16 protein-coding genes are annotated in these 14670 nt (G+C 71.1%); 13 read left to right on the forward strand and 3 right to left on the reverse strand.

Features of this window, described 5'->3' with window-relative positions; translation table 11 throughout:
- The first annotated feature begins 47 nt into the window (after positions 1 to 47).
- Positions 48 to 692, forward strand: coding sequence for an NAD(P)H-binding protein (locus ACLBXX_RS03825; RefSeq protein ID WP_447656892.1), 645 nt, complete (start codon positions 48 to 50; stop codon positions 690 to 692).
- Between the two features lies 1 nt (position 693).
- On the opposite strand, the gene ACLBXX_RS03830 is transcribed toward ACLBXX_RS03825, so the two are convergent.
- Positions 694 to 987 (reverse strand): DUF503 domain-containing protein, encoded by a 294-nt coding sequence (locus ACLBXX_RS03830; protein ID WP_056367137.1) that lies wholly within the window; start codon positions 985 to 987, stop codon positions 694 to 696.
- A gap of 54 nt (positions 988 to 1041) precedes the next feature.
- Here ACLBXX_RS03830 and ACLBXX_RS03835 point away from each other — a divergent pair, with 54 nt between their 5' ends.
- The 8 genes from ACLBXX_RS03835 to ACLBXX_RS03870 all read left to right on the forward strand — a co-directional run bounded on the left by ACLBXX_RS03835 (position 1042) and on the right by ACLBXX_RS03870 (position 9259).
- Positions 1042 to 2091 carry a zinc-dependent alcohol dehydrogenase family protein gene (locus ACLBXX_RS03835; RefSeq protein WP_447656893.1) on the forward strand — a complete coding sequence of 350 codons (1050 nt, stop codon included), beginning with the start codon at positions 1042 to 1044 and terminating at the stop codon, positions 2089 to 2091.
- 115 nt (positions 2092 to 2206) lie between these two features.
- The gene (locus tag ACLBXX_RS03840; protein ID WP_157005503.1) at positions 2207 to 2374 is read left to right on the forward strand and encodes a hypothetical protein; all 168 of its coding nucleotides are present in this window, start codon (positions 2207 to 2209) and stop codon (positions 2372 to 2374) included.
- Between the two features lie 2 nt (positions 2375 to 2376).
- Positions 2377 to 3153: a PH domain-containing protein gene (locus ACLBXX_RS03845; protein WP_447656894.1), complete on the forward strand. Its 777-nt coding sequence runs from the start codon at positions 2377 to 2379 to the stop codon at positions 3151 to 3153.
- 277 nt (positions 3154 to 3430) lie between these two features.
- Positions 3431 to 4879: a 30S ribosomal protein S1 gene (gene rpsA / locus ACLBXX_RS03850; RefSeq protein WP_310290426.1), complete on the forward strand. Its 1449-nt coding sequence runs from the start codon at positions 3431 to 3433 to the stop codon at positions 4877 to 4879.
- 121 nt (positions 4880 to 5000) lie between these two features.
- The gene (locus ACLBXX_RS03855) at positions 5001 to 5570 is read left to right on the forward strand and encodes a GIY-YIG nuclease family protein (protein WP_447656895.1); all 570 of its coding nucleotides are present in this window, start codon (positions 5001 to 5003) and stop codon (positions 5568 to 5570) included.
- A gap of 102 nt (positions 5571 to 5672) precedes the next feature.
- Positions 5673 to 6326, forward strand: coding sequence for a hypothetical protein (locus ACLBXX_RS03860; protein WP_447656896.1), 654 nt, complete (start codon positions 5673 to 5675; stop codon positions 6324 to 6326).
- Between the two features lie 99 nt (positions 6327 to 6425).
- Positions 6426 to 8096: a sensor histidine kinase gene (locus ACLBXX_RS03865; protein WP_447656897.1), complete on the forward strand. Its 1671-nt coding sequence runs from the start codon at positions 6426 to 6428 to the stop codon at positions 8094 to 8096.
- On the forward strand, positions 8093 to 9259 hold the full coding sequence (locus ACLBXX_RS03870; RefSeq protein WP_387138203.1) for a hypothetical protein: 1167 nt from the start codon (positions 8093 to 8095) through the stop codon (positions 9257 to 9259). The genes ACLBXX_RS03865 and ACLBXX_RS03870 overlap by 4 nt, the downstream gene beginning before the upstream one ends.
- A gap of 29 nt (positions 9260 to 9288) precedes the next feature.
- On the opposite strand, the gene ACLBXX_RS03875 is transcribed toward ACLBXX_RS03870, so the two are convergent.
- Entirely contained in the window at positions 9289 to 10032 is a 744-nt protein-coding gene (locus ACLBXX_RS03875) for a response regulator transcription factor (protein ID WP_447656898.1), read from the reverse strand.
- Positions 10033 to 10534: 502 nt separating this feature from the next.
- Here ACLBXX_RS03875 and coaE point away from each other — a divergent pair.
- The 3 genes from coaE (at position 10535) to uvrB (ending at position 13998) form a co-directional block, all read left to right on the forward strand.
- Positions 10535 to 11158, forward strand: coding sequence for a dephospho-CoA kinase (gene coaE / locus ACLBXX_RS03880; RefSeq protein WP_447656899.1), 624 nt, complete (start codon positions 10535 to 10537; stop codon positions 11156 to 11158).
- Between the two features lie 26 nt (positions 11159 to 11184).
- Positions 11185 to 11835: a hypothetical protein gene (locus ACLBXX_RS03885; protein WP_447656900.1), complete on the forward strand. Its 651-nt coding sequence runs from the start codon at positions 11185 to 11187 to the stop codon at positions 11833 to 11835.
- Positions 11836 to 11916: 81 nt separating this feature from the next.
- On the forward strand, positions 11917 to 13998 hold the full coding sequence (uvrB, locus tag ACLBXX_RS03890) for an excinuclease ABC subunit UvrB (RefSeq protein ID WP_447656901.1): 2082 nt from the start codon (positions 11917 to 11919) through the stop codon (positions 13996 to 13998).
- Between the two features lie 30 nt (positions 13999 to 14028).
- On the opposite strand, the gene ACLBXX_RS03895 is transcribed toward uvrB, so the two are convergent.
- On the reverse strand, positions 14029 to 14283 hold the full coding sequence (locus tag ACLBXX_RS03895) for a hypothetical protein (protein WP_045298856.1): 255 nt from the start codon (positions 14281 to 14283) through the stop codon (positions 14029 to 14031).
- A gap of 43 nt (positions 14284 to 14326) precedes the next feature.
- Between ACLBXX_RS03895 and ACLBXX_RS03900 the strand changes: the two genes are divergently transcribed.
- The coding region (locus ACLBXX_RS03900) for a MarR family winged helix-turn-helix transcriptional regulator (RefSeq protein ID WP_447656902.1) at positions 14327 to 14670 on the forward strand (344 nt) is incomplete at its 3' end.

Here is a 14670-nt window from a genome sequence, read left to right on the forward strand (position 1 = left end):
ACGCAGCCGCCGCGGCGTAGCGTGGAGGGCACGACGAAGGGGGACCCATGGCCCGCATCCTGATCTTCGGCGGCCACGGCCGGGTCGCGCTGCTGCTCGAGCCGCTGCTCGCGGCACAGGGGCACACCGTGACGGCCGTCATCCGCAACGCCGACCACGAGGCAGCGGTCGCGGCGACCGGGGCTCAGCCGCTCGTCGCCGACATCGAGGCGCTCGACGTCGATCAGCTCGAGAACGTGATCGCGGGCAACGACGTCGTCGTCTGGTCCGCGGGGGCAGGCGGGGGCAACCCGTCGCGCACTTACGCGGTCGATCGCGATGCCGCCATCCGCTCGATGGAGGCGGCTCTGGCCGCCGACGTGCTGCGCTACGTGATGGTGTCGTGGGTCGGATCGCGAGCCGACCACGGCATCGAGCCCGACGCGTCGTTCTTCCCGTACGCCGACGCCAAGTGGGCGGCCGATGCGCATCTCGCCGCCGGCGCGCTCGACTGGACGATCCTTGCGCCGGGCACGCTCACGCTGGACCCGCCCACCGGGCGCATCGCGCTCGATCCGGAGGACGGCGGCGCGGTGGCGCGCGCCGACGTGGCCGCGGTGATCGCCGCGACCATCGCGGACGACACCACGATCGGCCGGACCATCCGCTTCGGCGGGGGCGACGAGGTCATCGGGCACGCGATCGCGGGCTGAATCAGTCCTCGCTGGAGTGCAGGCCGCGGCGCGCCGACAGCAGGGTCACCTCGGGGTGGTCGGCGACGAGGCGTTCGGCGTGGTCCAGCACGTCCCGTACGTGGGACGAACCCGAGGCGACGATCGAGACGCCGATCCTGGCCCGGCGATGCAGGTCGTGCTCGCCGACCTCGGCGGCGGCCGCCTCGGTGCGCCGGCTCAGCTCGGCGATGAGCGGGCGCAGCACGCTGCGCTTCTCCTTGAGGGAGCGGACGTCGCCGAGCAGCAGGTCGAACTCGATCCACCCGATCCACATGGCTCCATCGTGCCAGCGCCCTTCGGCGGGCGCCCGTCGTTCTAGGCTCGTGTCATGCGCGCCACCGTCATCCACGCCGCCCGCGACATCCGTGTCGAGAACGTCCCCGACCCCGTGCTGTCCACCGGCGCCGACGCGATCGTGCGCGTCGTGGCGGCCTGCGTGTGCGGCTCGGACCTCTGGCCGTACCGCGGCGTCACGCCCACGCACGAACCGCACCGCATCGGCCACGAGTTCGTCGGCATCGTCGAGGAGGTGGGTGCCGAGGTCGAGGTCGTGCGCCCCGGCGACTTCGTGATCGCGCCGTTCTACGTGTGCGACGGCACCTGCGCGAACTGCCGCAACGGCGTGAGCACGTCGTGCCTCAACGGCGGGTGGTGGGGCTCCGACGACCGCTTCGGCGGCTTCGCCGACGGGGGTCAGGGTGAGCGCGTGCGCGTCCCGCTCGCCGACGGCACCCTCGCGGTCGTTCCGGGCCCCGTGGCCGATGCAGAGGTCCCCGGCCTGCTGACCCTCAGCGACGTCATGGGCACCGGCCACCACGCCGCGGTCTCCGCGGGCGTCGGTCCGGGCGATTCCGTCGCCGTCGTGGGCGACGGCGCGGTCGGTCTGTGCGCGATCATCGCGGCCAAGCGCCTCGGAGCCACCACGATCATCGCGATGTCGCGGCACCCGCAGCGCCAGGCGCTGGCGCGCGAGTTCGGCGCGACGCACATCGTGGAGGAGCGGGGCGACGCCGGCATCGAGGCCGTGCGCGCGCTCACCGGCGGCATCGGCGCCGACCGCGTGCTCGAGTGCGTCGGCACCAAGGAGTCGATGGACCAGGCGCTGCGCTCGACGCGCCCCGGCGGGATGGTCGGCTATGTGGGCGTGCCCAACGGCGGACCCGAGCTGCCGGTGCGGCAGATGTTCAACCGCAACGTGGGCGTCAACGGCGGCGTCGCGCCGGTGCGCGGGTACATCGAAGAGCTGCTCCCGGACGTCCGCTCGGGTGCGATCGAGCCGGGCCGCGTGTTCGACCTCGAGCTCCCGCTCGAGGAGGCCGCCGAGGCCTATGCTGCGATGGACGAGCGCCGCGCGACGAAGGTGCTGCTGCGGCCCTGAGCGCGTCGAGCGGCATGCCGGAACACCGGGCCGCGATTCACGACGCGCCCGCGCGCCTGCGCGTGGGAGGGTGTTCGTGCGGTAGAACAGCAGGAAGTCGAAGGGAACCCGGACCGTGAAGCTGATCAAGCGCATCGTCGTGGTGCTCGTCATCGCGTTCGCGGCGTTCTACCTCATCACCCGCCCGCAGGACGCGGCGAACGCGGTGCAGGGCGCGGTCGGCGCCGTCTGGGGCGCCGGTGTCGCCGTGGTCGACTTCTTGACGGCTCTCGCACAGGGCTGAGCATGTTCGATCCGCGGATCGAGAAGCACCTGATCTCGGATCAGGGAGAGCACGTCGTCGACGAGGTCCGCAAGCACTGGGCCGCCACGGTCTCCGCGGTGCTCGAGCTGTTCGGCGGCATCATCGTGCTCCTGCTCACGCTGTTCGTGCCGGCACAGGCCTGGTGGGTGCCCGCGCTGCTCGGCGGCGCGGTGACCGTGCATGCGATCTGGCGGATCTTCGAGCAGCACACCGACCGCTTCGTCATCACCAACATGCGGGTCTTCCGCGTGCACGGCATCCTGTCGCAGCGCATCGCGACCATGCCCCTCGCGCGCATCCTCGACATCTCCGTCTACAAGCCCCTCGTCGGCCGCATCTTCGGCTACGGCCACTTCGTCTTCGAGTCCGCCGCACAGGAGCAGGGTCTTCGCGAGATCAAGTACGTCGGCGATCCCGACCAGCGCGGGCTCACGATCCAGCGCGTGATCCAGCAGGCGGGCCTCCGCGGCGCGGCGGGGCGAGGCGACCAGTTCGCCGGGGCGCCCTTCGTCTCACCGCCGCCCCAGCCCGAGCCCGCGGCATCCATCACCGTCACGCCGGTCTCCGACGAGCGCACCCCGACCGCTCCGGTTCCCGAAGTGCGGCGCGGCGCCACGACATCGGGGTGGGACTGGCTCGCCGACGCGCAGCGCCGGGAGGACGAGCGGCTGGCTCAGCTGCGCGGAGAGGCGACCGCCTCGCCGGCGCCCTTCGACCCCGACCGCACGAACACGGCGCCGATCGAGCTTCCCCGCTGATCCCGACGGGATGCTGCGGCCCCGCGTGGCCGCGCATTTCAGGGCGATCGGGAACATCGCGAGCGACCCGGTCGTTCTGATACCCTGGAGCGTCACTCGTGTGGCTGTTTCGCCACGCCTGAGTGCCGGTTCGCGCCGGTGACGGATCCGCAAGGGTCCGAGTGGCATCGCAAGAAAATCCGCTTCGCCTCGGCTCGAGGCATCCGTTCGCGCTCGCGCGGGGGAGCCGCAGAAGGCCGGAGCCCGACACACAACCCCTACAAGGACAACCCACTACATGACTACCGCAACGACCGCCCCGGCCACCAAGCAGGTCGCGATCAACGACATCGGATCTGCCGAGGACTTCCTGGCCGCGGTCGAGAAGACTCTGAAGTTCTTCAACGACGGCGACCTCATCGAGGGCACCGTGGTGAAGATCGACCGCGACGAGGTGCTCCTCGACGTCGGTTACAAGACCGAGGGCGTCATCCCCTCGCGTGAGCTTTCCATCAAGCACGACGTCGACCCCAACGAGGTCGTCAAGGTCGGCGACGAGGTCGAAGCCCTCGTTCTCCAGAAGGAGGACAAGGAAGGCCGCCTCATCCTCTCCAAGAAGCGCGCGCAGTACGAGCGTGCGTGGGGCGACGTCGAGAAGATCAAGGAGAACGACGGTGTGGTCACCGGCTCCGTGATCGAGGTCGTCAAGGGTGGTCTGATCGTCGACATCGGCCTGCGTGGCTTCCTCCCCGCTTCGCTCATCGAGCTCCGCCGCGTCCGCGACCTCACGCCGTACCTCGGCCAGGAGATCGAGGCGAAGATCCTCGAGCTCGACAAGAACCGCAACAACGTCGTGCTGTCGCGCCGCGCCCTGCTCGAGCAGACGCAGTCCGAGTCGCGCACCACGTTCCTCAACAACCTCCACAAGGGCCAGGTCCGCAAGGGCACGGTCTCGTCGATCGTCAACTTCGGTGCGTTCGTCGACCTCGGTGGCGTCGACGGTCTCGTCCACGTCTCGGAGCTCTCGTGGAAGCACATCGAGCACGCGTCCGAGGTCGTCGAGGTCGGCCAGGAGGTCACCGTCGAGATCCTCGAGGTGGACCTCGACCGCGAGCGCGTCTCGCTGTCGCTCAAGGCGACGCAGGAGGACCCCTGGCAGGTCTTCGCCCGCACCCACGCGATCGGTCAGGTCGCGCCGGGCAAGGTCACCAAGCTCGTTCCGTTCGGTGCGTTCGTGCGCGTCGCGGACGGCATCGAGGGCCTCGTGCACATCTCGGAGCTGTCGGGCAAGCACGTCGAGCTCGCCGAGCAGGTCGTGTCGGTCGGCGAAGAGGTCTTCGTCAAGATCATCGACATCGACCTCGAGCGTCGCCGCATCTCGCTCTCGCTCAAGCAGGCGAACGAGTCGGTCGACCCGAACGGCACCGAGTTCGACCCGGCCCTCTACGGCATGGTCACCGAGTACGACGAGCACGGCGAGTACAAGTACCCGGAGGGCTTCGACCCCGAGACCAACGCGTGGCTCGAAGGCTTCGACGAGCAGCGCGAGAAGTGGGAGCAGGAGTACGCTGCGGCCCACGCTCGCTGGGAGGCCCACAAGGCTGCCGTCACCAAGGCTCTCGAGGCCGAGGCGAACGCTCCCGTCGAGACCGGCTCGTCCAGCTTCTCGTCCGACAGCAGCCCCGTGGGCACGCTGGCCGACGACGAGGCACTCGCGGCTCTCCGCGAGAAGCTCTCGGGTCGTTGATCCTGAGCTGAGCCGCCTGGTTCGCTGAACCGTCTGGTTCGAAAGGCCGTCACCACCGCTTCGGCGGGATGGCGGCCTTTCGCGTACCGCGGGCGTCGGAGGTCGCCGGTACGGTCGCCCTGTGCCCGTGATTCCTCCCGCCTCGCGATGTCTTGTGGACGACGACGGATGCCGCGGCCCTGTGCCGGCCGATGCGCCGGTCGCGCTGTGCGAGGCGCACCTCGCGGCGGCAGGGGAGTGGGCGGACGCCCAGTACGGCGTCACCGACGCGCTGCCCTCGCCGTGCCGCCTGTGCGGCTCGCGGCTGGGGGTCCGCTATCCATCGGGCTGGCTGTGCGCGGTGTGCGAGTGGCGCTACGGCGACCTGCCCGACGACGACATCGCACCGCCGCGCGTCGACGTCGTGTACTACCTCCGCTACGACGACCGCGTGAAGATCGGGACGAGCGGGAATCCGCGGCAGCGCTTCGGCGCCATCTGGCATGACGAGCTGCTGGCGTTCGAGCGCGGTGGGCGCGCGCTCGAACAGCGCCGGCACGTGCAGTTCGCGGCAGACCGCTTCCCGGGCACCGAGTGGTTCCGCCGCTCCGACGCGCTCACCGCGCACATCGCCGTGCTCTCCGCGGGGGTCGACGATCCGTGGCAGCTCCACGCGCGGTGGCTGAGCGAGGCCCTCGCGGCCCGCGGGTGACGCAGTACGCTCTGCGAGAACCGCGGCGGATCCTCCAGCGGCTTCCGAGGAAGCGCGCCTAGCGTGAGGGTCCACTCGCACTCGCAGACGACGGAGCAGCACATGGGATTCCTCGACCGACTGTTCGGAAGCACGGATGACGCGCGCCAGGCGCCGCCCGTTCCGCAGAACCGCTACGGCGCGCAGGGGCCGGGCATGCAGCCGCCCCGGAGCGAGGACGAGATCGCGATCGAGCGCTACCGGTACCTCCTGAAGACCGCACCGCCCGAGACGATCGAACAGGTGCATGCCGAGGCCTTCGCGAAGCTCACCGAGCCGCAGCGCCAGCAGGTGCTCGCCGAGCTCTCCGCCGGGCTCCCTCCGCAGGAGCAGCCGCGCTCGACCGATCCGCAGGCGATGGCCCGCGCGGCGACCCGCGCCGAGTACACCAACCCGGGGTTCATGGAGCGTACGCTCGGCCCCCAGCGCCAGGGCCCCTCCTTCGGCTCGATGCTCGGCTCTTCGATCCTCGGGACGGTGGTCGGCTATGTCATCGGCTCGGCCCTGGTGAGCTCGTTCCTCACGCCCGGTTTCGCGTACGACCAGGGCTACGAAGACGGCTCCGGCGCCGACGGCGGCTCCGGCGAGACCGGCGCCGCAGACGCCGGCGCGGACTCCGGGGCGGGGTGGGGCGGCGACCCGGGTTCGGGCTGGGGCGGCGACGCCGCGGCCGGCGACATGGGCGGAATCGGGGACTTCGGCGACTTCGGGTTCTGATCCCGCACCCGCGGATCCGACCCCGCGTTCCCGCCCCCGGTGGGCCGCAGCGAGCGCGCCGTTCGGGCGCAGGGGCGCGGCATCCGTTACCGTCGCGGTATGACCGCCGCGACGCCGGGCGAGCCGGGTGCGCCTGCGGCGCGTTCCCGCACGGGCGGGACCGCGCCGGAGGGAGCCGACCGCACGCGTGGCCGCACCGCGATGCTGAACCAGCTGCTGCTGGCCGCGGTGGTGTTCGTGCTCGGCGTGCTCGTCGCGATCGGGCCGTTCGGCGGCGAGCCGGTGCTGTTCTTCCTCGGGGTCGTCCTCGTGGTGGCGGTGACGGCTGCCACCCTCGTGGTGCCCTGGGGGCGGCTGCGATACGGGTGGGTCGCGGTGGTCCCCGCCATCGACATCGTCGCCATCACCCTCATGCAGGTCGCCGCGCCCGACACGGTGCTGGGCCTGCTGTGGATCTTCCCCGCGACGTGGCTCGCCGGCGGGTTCGGGCTGCTCGGGCTGTTCGGCGTGATCGTCGCGATCGCGGGGATCGTCAGCGTGCTCACGGCGCTCAGCGCCACCGAGGTCACGTACCGGACGTTCCTGCTGCCGCTGGTGATCGTCGCGGTCGCCGCCACCAGCCACCTCAACGCGCGCCGGTCGGATGCGCAGCGGATGCTGCTGGCCAAGCAGTCGGCGCTGCTGGCGAGTGTGCTCGCGCGCACCCGGCGCCAGGAGCAGGTCGTCACGGAGGTGCTGGACGCCGTCGACTTCGGGGTGGTGCGCATGGGAACGAGCGGCGGCGTCGCCGTCACGAACGAGGCCCACGGCAAGCTCCTGCAGGGATTCGAGGTCGACCCCGACGGCATCGAGGTGCCGGCGTTCCGTGACGACGGCACCTCGCCGCTGCCGCCCGACGAGCTCCCCCTCGAGCGCGCGCGCCGCGGAGAGGCGTTCGACGACCAGGTGGTGTGGTTCGGGGCAGAGCCCGGACCGCGCCGCGCGCTCACGATCACCGCCCGTCGCCTCATCGACCCCGACGGCGGCGACGCGGGTGCGGTGGTGGTCTCGCGCGACGTGACCGCCGAGCTCAGCGCCCTTCGCGCGCGCGACGACCTCGTGGCCTCGGTGTCGCACGAGCTGCGGACCCCGCTCACCTCGATCCTCGGCTACCTCGACCTCGCGATCGAGGATCCCGACACCCCCGACGCGGTGCGCGCCAGCCTCGACGTGGCCGAGCGCAACGCCGAGCGCCTGCTGCGCATCGTCGCCGACATCCTCGCGGCGTCGAGCTCGTCGCCGTCGTCGGTCGAGGCATCCCTCGCCCCGCAGCTCCTCGACGCGCGCGACCTCATGCGCGGCGCCGCGGCCGACGCCCTCCCGCGGGCCGCGGCACGGGCGATCACGATCGACGAGACGGGCCTCGAGCCCGCGACCGCGTGGGCCGACCCGCTGCGCCTGCGCCAGGTCGTCGACAACCTCGTGTCGAACGCCATCGCGTACAACAAGGACGGCGGCACGGTGTTCGTCGGCACGACGACGGACGGCACATCGAGCTGGATCCTGGTGCGCGACACCGGCGTCGGCATTTCGGACGCCGATCGCTCGCGACTCTTCCAGCGCTACTACAAGGCGGGCGGCGAGCGCAGGTCGGGCACCGGCCTCGGCCTCGCCATCACCCGTGACATCGTGCGCGCGCACGGCGGCGAGCTCGCGCTGCACAGCGCGCCCGGCGTCGGGTCGACCTTCATCGTGAAACTGCCCGCCATCGGCCCGGAAGGAGAACGATGACCCTCGATCTGGCGAGCGTGCTCATCATGACCGCTCTGGTCGTCAACGTCAGCGGCGTGCTGTTCATCCTCGAGACGCTGCTGCGACGGGACGAGGGCGCGGGGCGCATCTGGTCGATCGCGTTCCTCGCGGCGATGCTCACAACCCTCGCGTACACGATCTGGGTGCAGTCGGAGGGCGCGTGGTGGGCCATCGCCGTCGGCAACGCGGCCTTCGTCGCGGGCACCGGCTGCATGTGGCTGGGATGCCGCCGCTTCAACCGCCGCGACATGCGCTGGTCGTCGATCCTCGTCGCCGTGGCGGTGGCCGCCGCGGCCACGGCGGTCGCGATCGAGGGGGAGGCCGGCGGCGACTGGGCCGGCGCGCTGTGGATGTTCGTGCCGCTTCTCTGCTTCGCCGGCGCGGGGGCCGTGGAGTGCCTCCGCGGCGACATGCGGGAGTCGCGCACGGCGTGGGTGCTCGGGGCGGTCCTCGGATTCCAGTCGCTGTACTACGTGTCGCGCACGACGGCGTTCGTGACCTCGGGCCCCGACAGCGCCCTGTTCCAGGCCGCGTTCGGCACGATCAGCACGAGCTACCTCACGGTGACGCTCACGATCGTCGCGGTCGTCGTGACCTCGGTGCTGCGGGCGAGCCGCGCGCCGATGCGCGGCTACCTGCGCGAGACACAGGCCGTGGACGAGGAACAGGGCATCCTCACCGAGGGCTCCTTCGCCGTCGTGCTCGAGGGCATGTGCCGGCGCGCCGAGCGCCGGTTCGAGCCGATCGCCGTGACCGCGGTGCGCCTGGACGACCTCGACCAGATCTCCACGGCGTTCGGCAGCGATGTCGCGGGGGCGCTGGCGGCGACGTGGCGCACCGGTGTGCGCCACCACGCGCCGACGAACGCCGTCGTGGGGCAGGACGGCCACACCGGGCTCGTCGTCGGGCTCGCGGTGGCGTCCTCGCAGGAGGCGCGCCGGCAGGCCGGCGCGATCTACCGCGGCCTCTTCGACGACCTGGGCAAGGTCGGCGGGGGAGTGATCCCCGTGGTCGGCGTCGGCGTCGCGCTGAGCGAGACGGCAGGCTACGACCCCGCTGAGCTCATGCGCGTCGCGCGCGAGGCGGCGAGCCGCGCGGCCGCGAACGTGGAGACCTCGGTGCTCGTCGACGAGGGCGAGTAGCGCATTCGTCCGCCGCTGCGGAGCCTCCGTCAGGCGGTGAGCCGGTAGCCGACGCCGCGCACGGTCTCGATCCACCGTGGCTGCGCAGGCGACTCGCCGAGCTTGCGGCGAAGGTTCGCCATGTGCACCTCGATCGCCCGGGCGTCGCTGTCGGAGACGAAGTCGCTGACGGCGTACTGGTCGCCGCGGAGCATGAGGGCGAGATCGGACTTCGCGCGCACGCGCCGGCCGGCCACGAGCAGGTCGGCGAGGATGTCGAACTCGCTGCGCGTCAGCTCGACGTCCTGTTCGTCGACGGTGACGAGGTGCGTCGAGGCGTTCAGGCGCAGCCCGTGGTGCTCGAGCCACACGCCGTCGGGCGGCTCGTTCTCGCTCACGGCGTCGACATCGGCGGGTGCCACATGCCGCGGCCGGCGCAGCATGGCGTCGATGCGGGCGCGCAGCTCGCGCGGACGGAACGGCTTGGCGACGTAGTCGTCGGCGCCCGCCTCCAGACCCTGGAGTGCGTCGATCTCCTCGGTGCGAGCGCTGAGCATGACGATGTACGTGGAACTGATGGCCCGGATGCGCTTGGCGGTCTCGAACCCGTCCATCCCGGGCATGTTCACGTCGAGCGTGGTCACGAGCGGCCGGTGCTCGCGCACGAGTTCGACGCCGTCCGCGCCGTTGGCCGCGCCGTGCACCTCGAAGCCCGCCTGGGCGAGCACGGTCGACAGAAGAGAACGGATGTCCGCTTCATCCTCGATCACGACCGCGACGCGCGCTTCTTCCACCGATGCACCCTCCGGGTCCGGTGCTGTCGACGGACCCTGGACGTCGGTCATGATATCCCAGAACGCGACGCGGAACGGGTGCGGCGGGCCGTCGATCACAGGACGCGACCGTACGCGGGACGGCCCGTGGAGCTGTGCTCGCGTGCGTCCGCCACCGCGCCGGTCCGGCGGGCCGCGCGTAGGGCGGGAGCTATCCCCATATCCCGCCCTGCGCGCGTCCTCCGTGCACGGACCTGAGCCGCTGTCGTCCCCACGCGCGCGGCCCGTCCGTACCTCAGGATGATCGGGCTGGTGCAGCGGGGCGGAGTCACGTCGGTCGCCACGATGTCGCGTCCGACGCTCATCTCCCGCCCTCCCCAGTGCCACACGGGTTGATCTGTCCTTCGGGTGCCCCGAGGCTACCTCCGGTGCCTCAACGCCTGCTCAGGCCCGCCTCAGGAACCGCGCAGGCTTGCAGGCGCCCGCGACACGCTGCTCCGGCGCGGCGTGGCATGCTCGAACCATGCCGCTCGTCGCCCTCACCGGAGGCATCGCCTCCGGAAAGTCCACGATCGCCCGTCGCCTGGCCGAGCACGGCGCCGTCGTCGTCGACGCGGATCAGCTGGTCCGCGAGGTGCAGCAGCCCGGCTCGCCCGTGCTGGCCGCGATCGCCGAGACGTTCGGGGAACGGATGCTGCGCCCCGACGGATCCCTGGACCGCGCTGCCCTCGGCAGCCGGGTGTTCGGCGACGACGCGGCGATCGCGAAGCTCAACCGGATCGTCCACCCCGCTGTCCGCGCCGAGTCCGCTCGTCGCTTCGAGGAGGCGTTCGCGACGGATCCCGACGCTGTCGTGGTCTACGACGTGCCGCTCCTCGTCGAGGCGCGGGTCGACGACCCCTGGCAGCTCATCGTCGTCGCGCACGCGCCCGAGGACGTCCGCCTCCGGCGCCTCGTGGAGCTGCGCGGCATGACCGAAGCCGACGCGAGCGCCCGGCTCGCGTCGCAGGTGCCCGACGAGGCCCGCCTGCGGATCGCCGATGTCGTCATCGACACCTCGGGCTCGCTCGAGAGCACCCTGCGCCAGGTCGACGCGCTGTGGGAATCGATCGACGCGCACATCGCGCAGCGCGCCGCACGCTCGTAGTCTGGAGACGGATCGAGGAGGTTCCGATGGCCGTGTTCTCGAGGTTCCGCCGTCGTCGCAAGTCGCCGTACGGTGCGACGACCGAGGAGGAGCGCATCGCGCGGTACGTCTATCTCCTCAACACCCTGCCCGCGTCCGTGATCGAGAGCGCCCACGCGTCGGCCTTCGCCGACCTGCCGCCGGAGCGCCGGCGCGAGATGTTCGAACAGCTGCGGCCGTTCCTCGCGGACTCGGAGCGCGACGCGGCCGCGGAGGACCCGACCGTGATCGCACGGCTCGTCCGCCGTGCCGAGGAGCACAAGGCGCGCCGCGCCGAGAGCAGGGGAGCGGATGCTGCGACCCAGGCCGCGGCCGACCCTGCGCGCACGGCGGTCGGGGCCCTCGACCGCGACCCGCGCGACGACGTCGACGTGCGCTCGATGCTCGTGAACGCCGGCGCGCTGACCATCGTGGCGAACCAGTTCCTGCTGTCGAGCTCGGTGGCCGCGTACTACACGGTCGGCGCCGGATCCCTGCAGCTGGGCGACAGCCCGGCGTGGATCGGCGACACGTTCGACCCCGGCTCGGGCGGCTACGACGGCGGTGGTGGCGGGTTCGACGGGGGCGGTTTCGGCGGCGGATACGACGCCGGTGGCTTCGGTGGAGGATTCGACGGCGGCGGGGGCTTCGGCGGCTGATTCCCGCGCGGACCGCGGGCCGAGGCATCCGCTCCTCGCGAACGCCGCCCCGATGTCGGGGGTCGCGCCTACGCTGGATTGGTGCAGACCACACGATCCGTTCGGCCGTTCGAGGTCGTGAGCGAATACGAGCCGTCGGGCGACCAGCCCCAGGCGATCGCGCAGCTGGCGGCGCGCATCAACGCCGGCGAGACCGATGTCGTGCTGCTCGGCGCCACCGGTACCGGCAAGTCGGCGACGACGGCGTGGCTCGTCGAGGCGGTGCAGCGCCCCACCCTCGTGCTCGCGCACAACAAGACCCTGGCCGCACAGCTGGCGAACGAGTTCCGCGAGCTCATGCCGCACAACGCGGTGGAGTACTTCGTCAGCTACTACGACTACTACCAGCCCGAGGCCTACGTCCCGCAGACCGACACCTTCATCGAGAAGGACTCGTCGGTCAACGCCGAGGTCGAGCGGCTTCGCCACTCGACGACCAACTCGCTGCTCAGCCGCCGCGATGTGATCGTGGTGAGCACGGTGTCGTGCATCTACGGCCTCGGGGCGCCCGACGAGTACCTGCGCGCGATGGTGGCGCTGCAGGTGGGCGAGGTCTACGACCGCGACGCGCTCATCCGCAAGTTCATCGCGATGCAGTACAACCGCAACGACGTGGACTTCGCACGCGGCAACTTCCGCGTGCGCGGCGACACCATCGAGATCATCCCGGTCTACGAGGAGTACGCGATCCGCATCGAGATGTTCGGCGACGAGATCGAGGCGCTGTTCATGCTCCACCCCCTCACGGGCGATGTGGTGCAGCGGCTCGACAGCGTGCCGATCTTCCCGGCCTCGCACTACGTCGCCGGCACCGAGACGGTGCAGCGCGCGATCGGCACGATCGAGGACGAGCTCGCTGAGCGGCTGAAAGAGCTCGAGTCGCAGAACAAGCTGCTCGAGGCGCAGCGCCTGCGCATGCGCACCACATTCGACCTCGAGATGCTGCAGCAGCTCGGGTTCTGCTCGGGCATCGAGAACTACTCGCGCCACATGGACGGGCGCGAGCCGGGCGAGCCGCCGCACACCCTGCTCGACTTCTTCCCCGACGACTTCCTCATGGTGATCGACGAGTCGCACGTCACCGTCCCGCAGATCGGGGCGATGTACGAGGGGGACGCCTCGCGCAAGCGCACCCTCGTCGAGCACGGGTTCCGCCTGCCGAGCGCGCTCGACAACCGGCCGCTGCGGTGGGACGAGTTCAAGGACCGCGTCGGTCAGACGGTCTACCTGTCGGCGACGCCCGGCCGGTACGAGATGGGCATCGCCGACGGCGTGGTCGAGCAGATCATCCGCCCGACGGGCCTGGTCGACCCCGAGATCGTCGTGAAGCCGTCGAAGGGCCAGATCGACGACCTGCTCGAAGAGATCCGCCTCCGCGTCGAGCGCGACGAGCGCGTCCTCGTCACGACGCTCACGAAGAAGATGGCGGAAGAGCTCACCGACTTCCTCGGCGAGCACGGCGTGCGCGTGCGCTACCTGCACTCCGACGTCGACACGCTGCGCCGCGTGGAGCTGCTCAGCGAGCTGCGAGCGGGCGTCTACGACGTGCTGGTCGGCATCAACCTGCTGCGTGAGGGCCTCGACCTGCCAGAGGTCTCGCTGGTGTCGATCCTCGACGCCGACAAGGAGGGGTTCCTCCGCAGCGGCACCTCGCTCATCCAGACGATCGGTCGCGCGGCCCGCAACGTCTCGGGTCAGGTGCACATGTACGCCGACACGGTGACCGACTCGATGGCCAAGGCCATCGAAGAGACCGATCGTCGTCGCGAGAAGCAGATCGCCTACAACGCCGCCAACGGCATCGAACCGCAGGCGCTGCGCAAGCGCATCGCCGACATCACCGAGGTGCTCGCACGCGAGGCGTCCGACACGGATCGGATGCTGCGGGGCAAGGCCGCGGCGAAGACCAAGTCCGGCATGGGCAAGAGCCCGACCCCGCAGCTGCGGCGCGAGGGCATCGCGGCCGAGGGGGCGGAGCAGCTCGAGGCGACCATCGCGGATCTCAGCCAGCAGATGCTCGCCGCGGCCGGGGAGCTGAAGTTCGAGCTGGCCGCGCGGTTGCGCGACGAGGTGCAGGATCTCAAGAAGGAGCTGCGCGCCATGGAGCGCGCAGGACACGCCTGACCCTTCGACCTCGCTAGGGGACCGCCAGGGCTACGGGCAGTGCATGAGGGGCTTGGGCCCCGAGCGGTCGAACGTGTGCTGGGAAATGGGCGCGCCGCAGAGCGGGCACGCGCGCTCGGCCCGTTCCGCCTGGCTCGGCGGAGGAGTCGTCTCGTAGGGGCCGACGGCGGCGGGGCCGGCGACCCGGATGAGGTTCGTATTGAGGAACGCGTACCAGCCCCCGGCTTCGCGCACGCGCTCGCGGAGCGGACGACGGTCGGGGGTGGGGGCATCCGTGTCTGGCATGTTCCTTAGTGTACTAACGATTAGTGGGCGATAGGATCATTTCGTGACCGATGCCGAAATCGACCCCGACGACCTGCTCAAGCTCGACAACCAGGTGTGCTTCGCGCTGGTGACCGCGGCGCGCAACGTCGTCGGGCTGTACCGGCCGATCCTCGAGCCGCTCGGCCTCACGCATCCGCAGTACCTCGTGATGCTCGCGCTGTGGGAACGATCGCCCCGCTCGCTGCGCGAGCTCGCCGCCGAGCTCGCGCTGGAGCCGGCGACGCTGTCGCCCCTGGTGAAGCGCCTCGAGGCGCAGGACCTCGTCACCCGCTCGCGTCGCGACGACGACGAGCGGGTGCTCGACGTCCGCCTCACCGGGGCCGGGCCGGCCGCGGGGCCGCGCGG

It is taken from the genome of Microbacterium sp. C23T, from assembly GCF_053345975.1.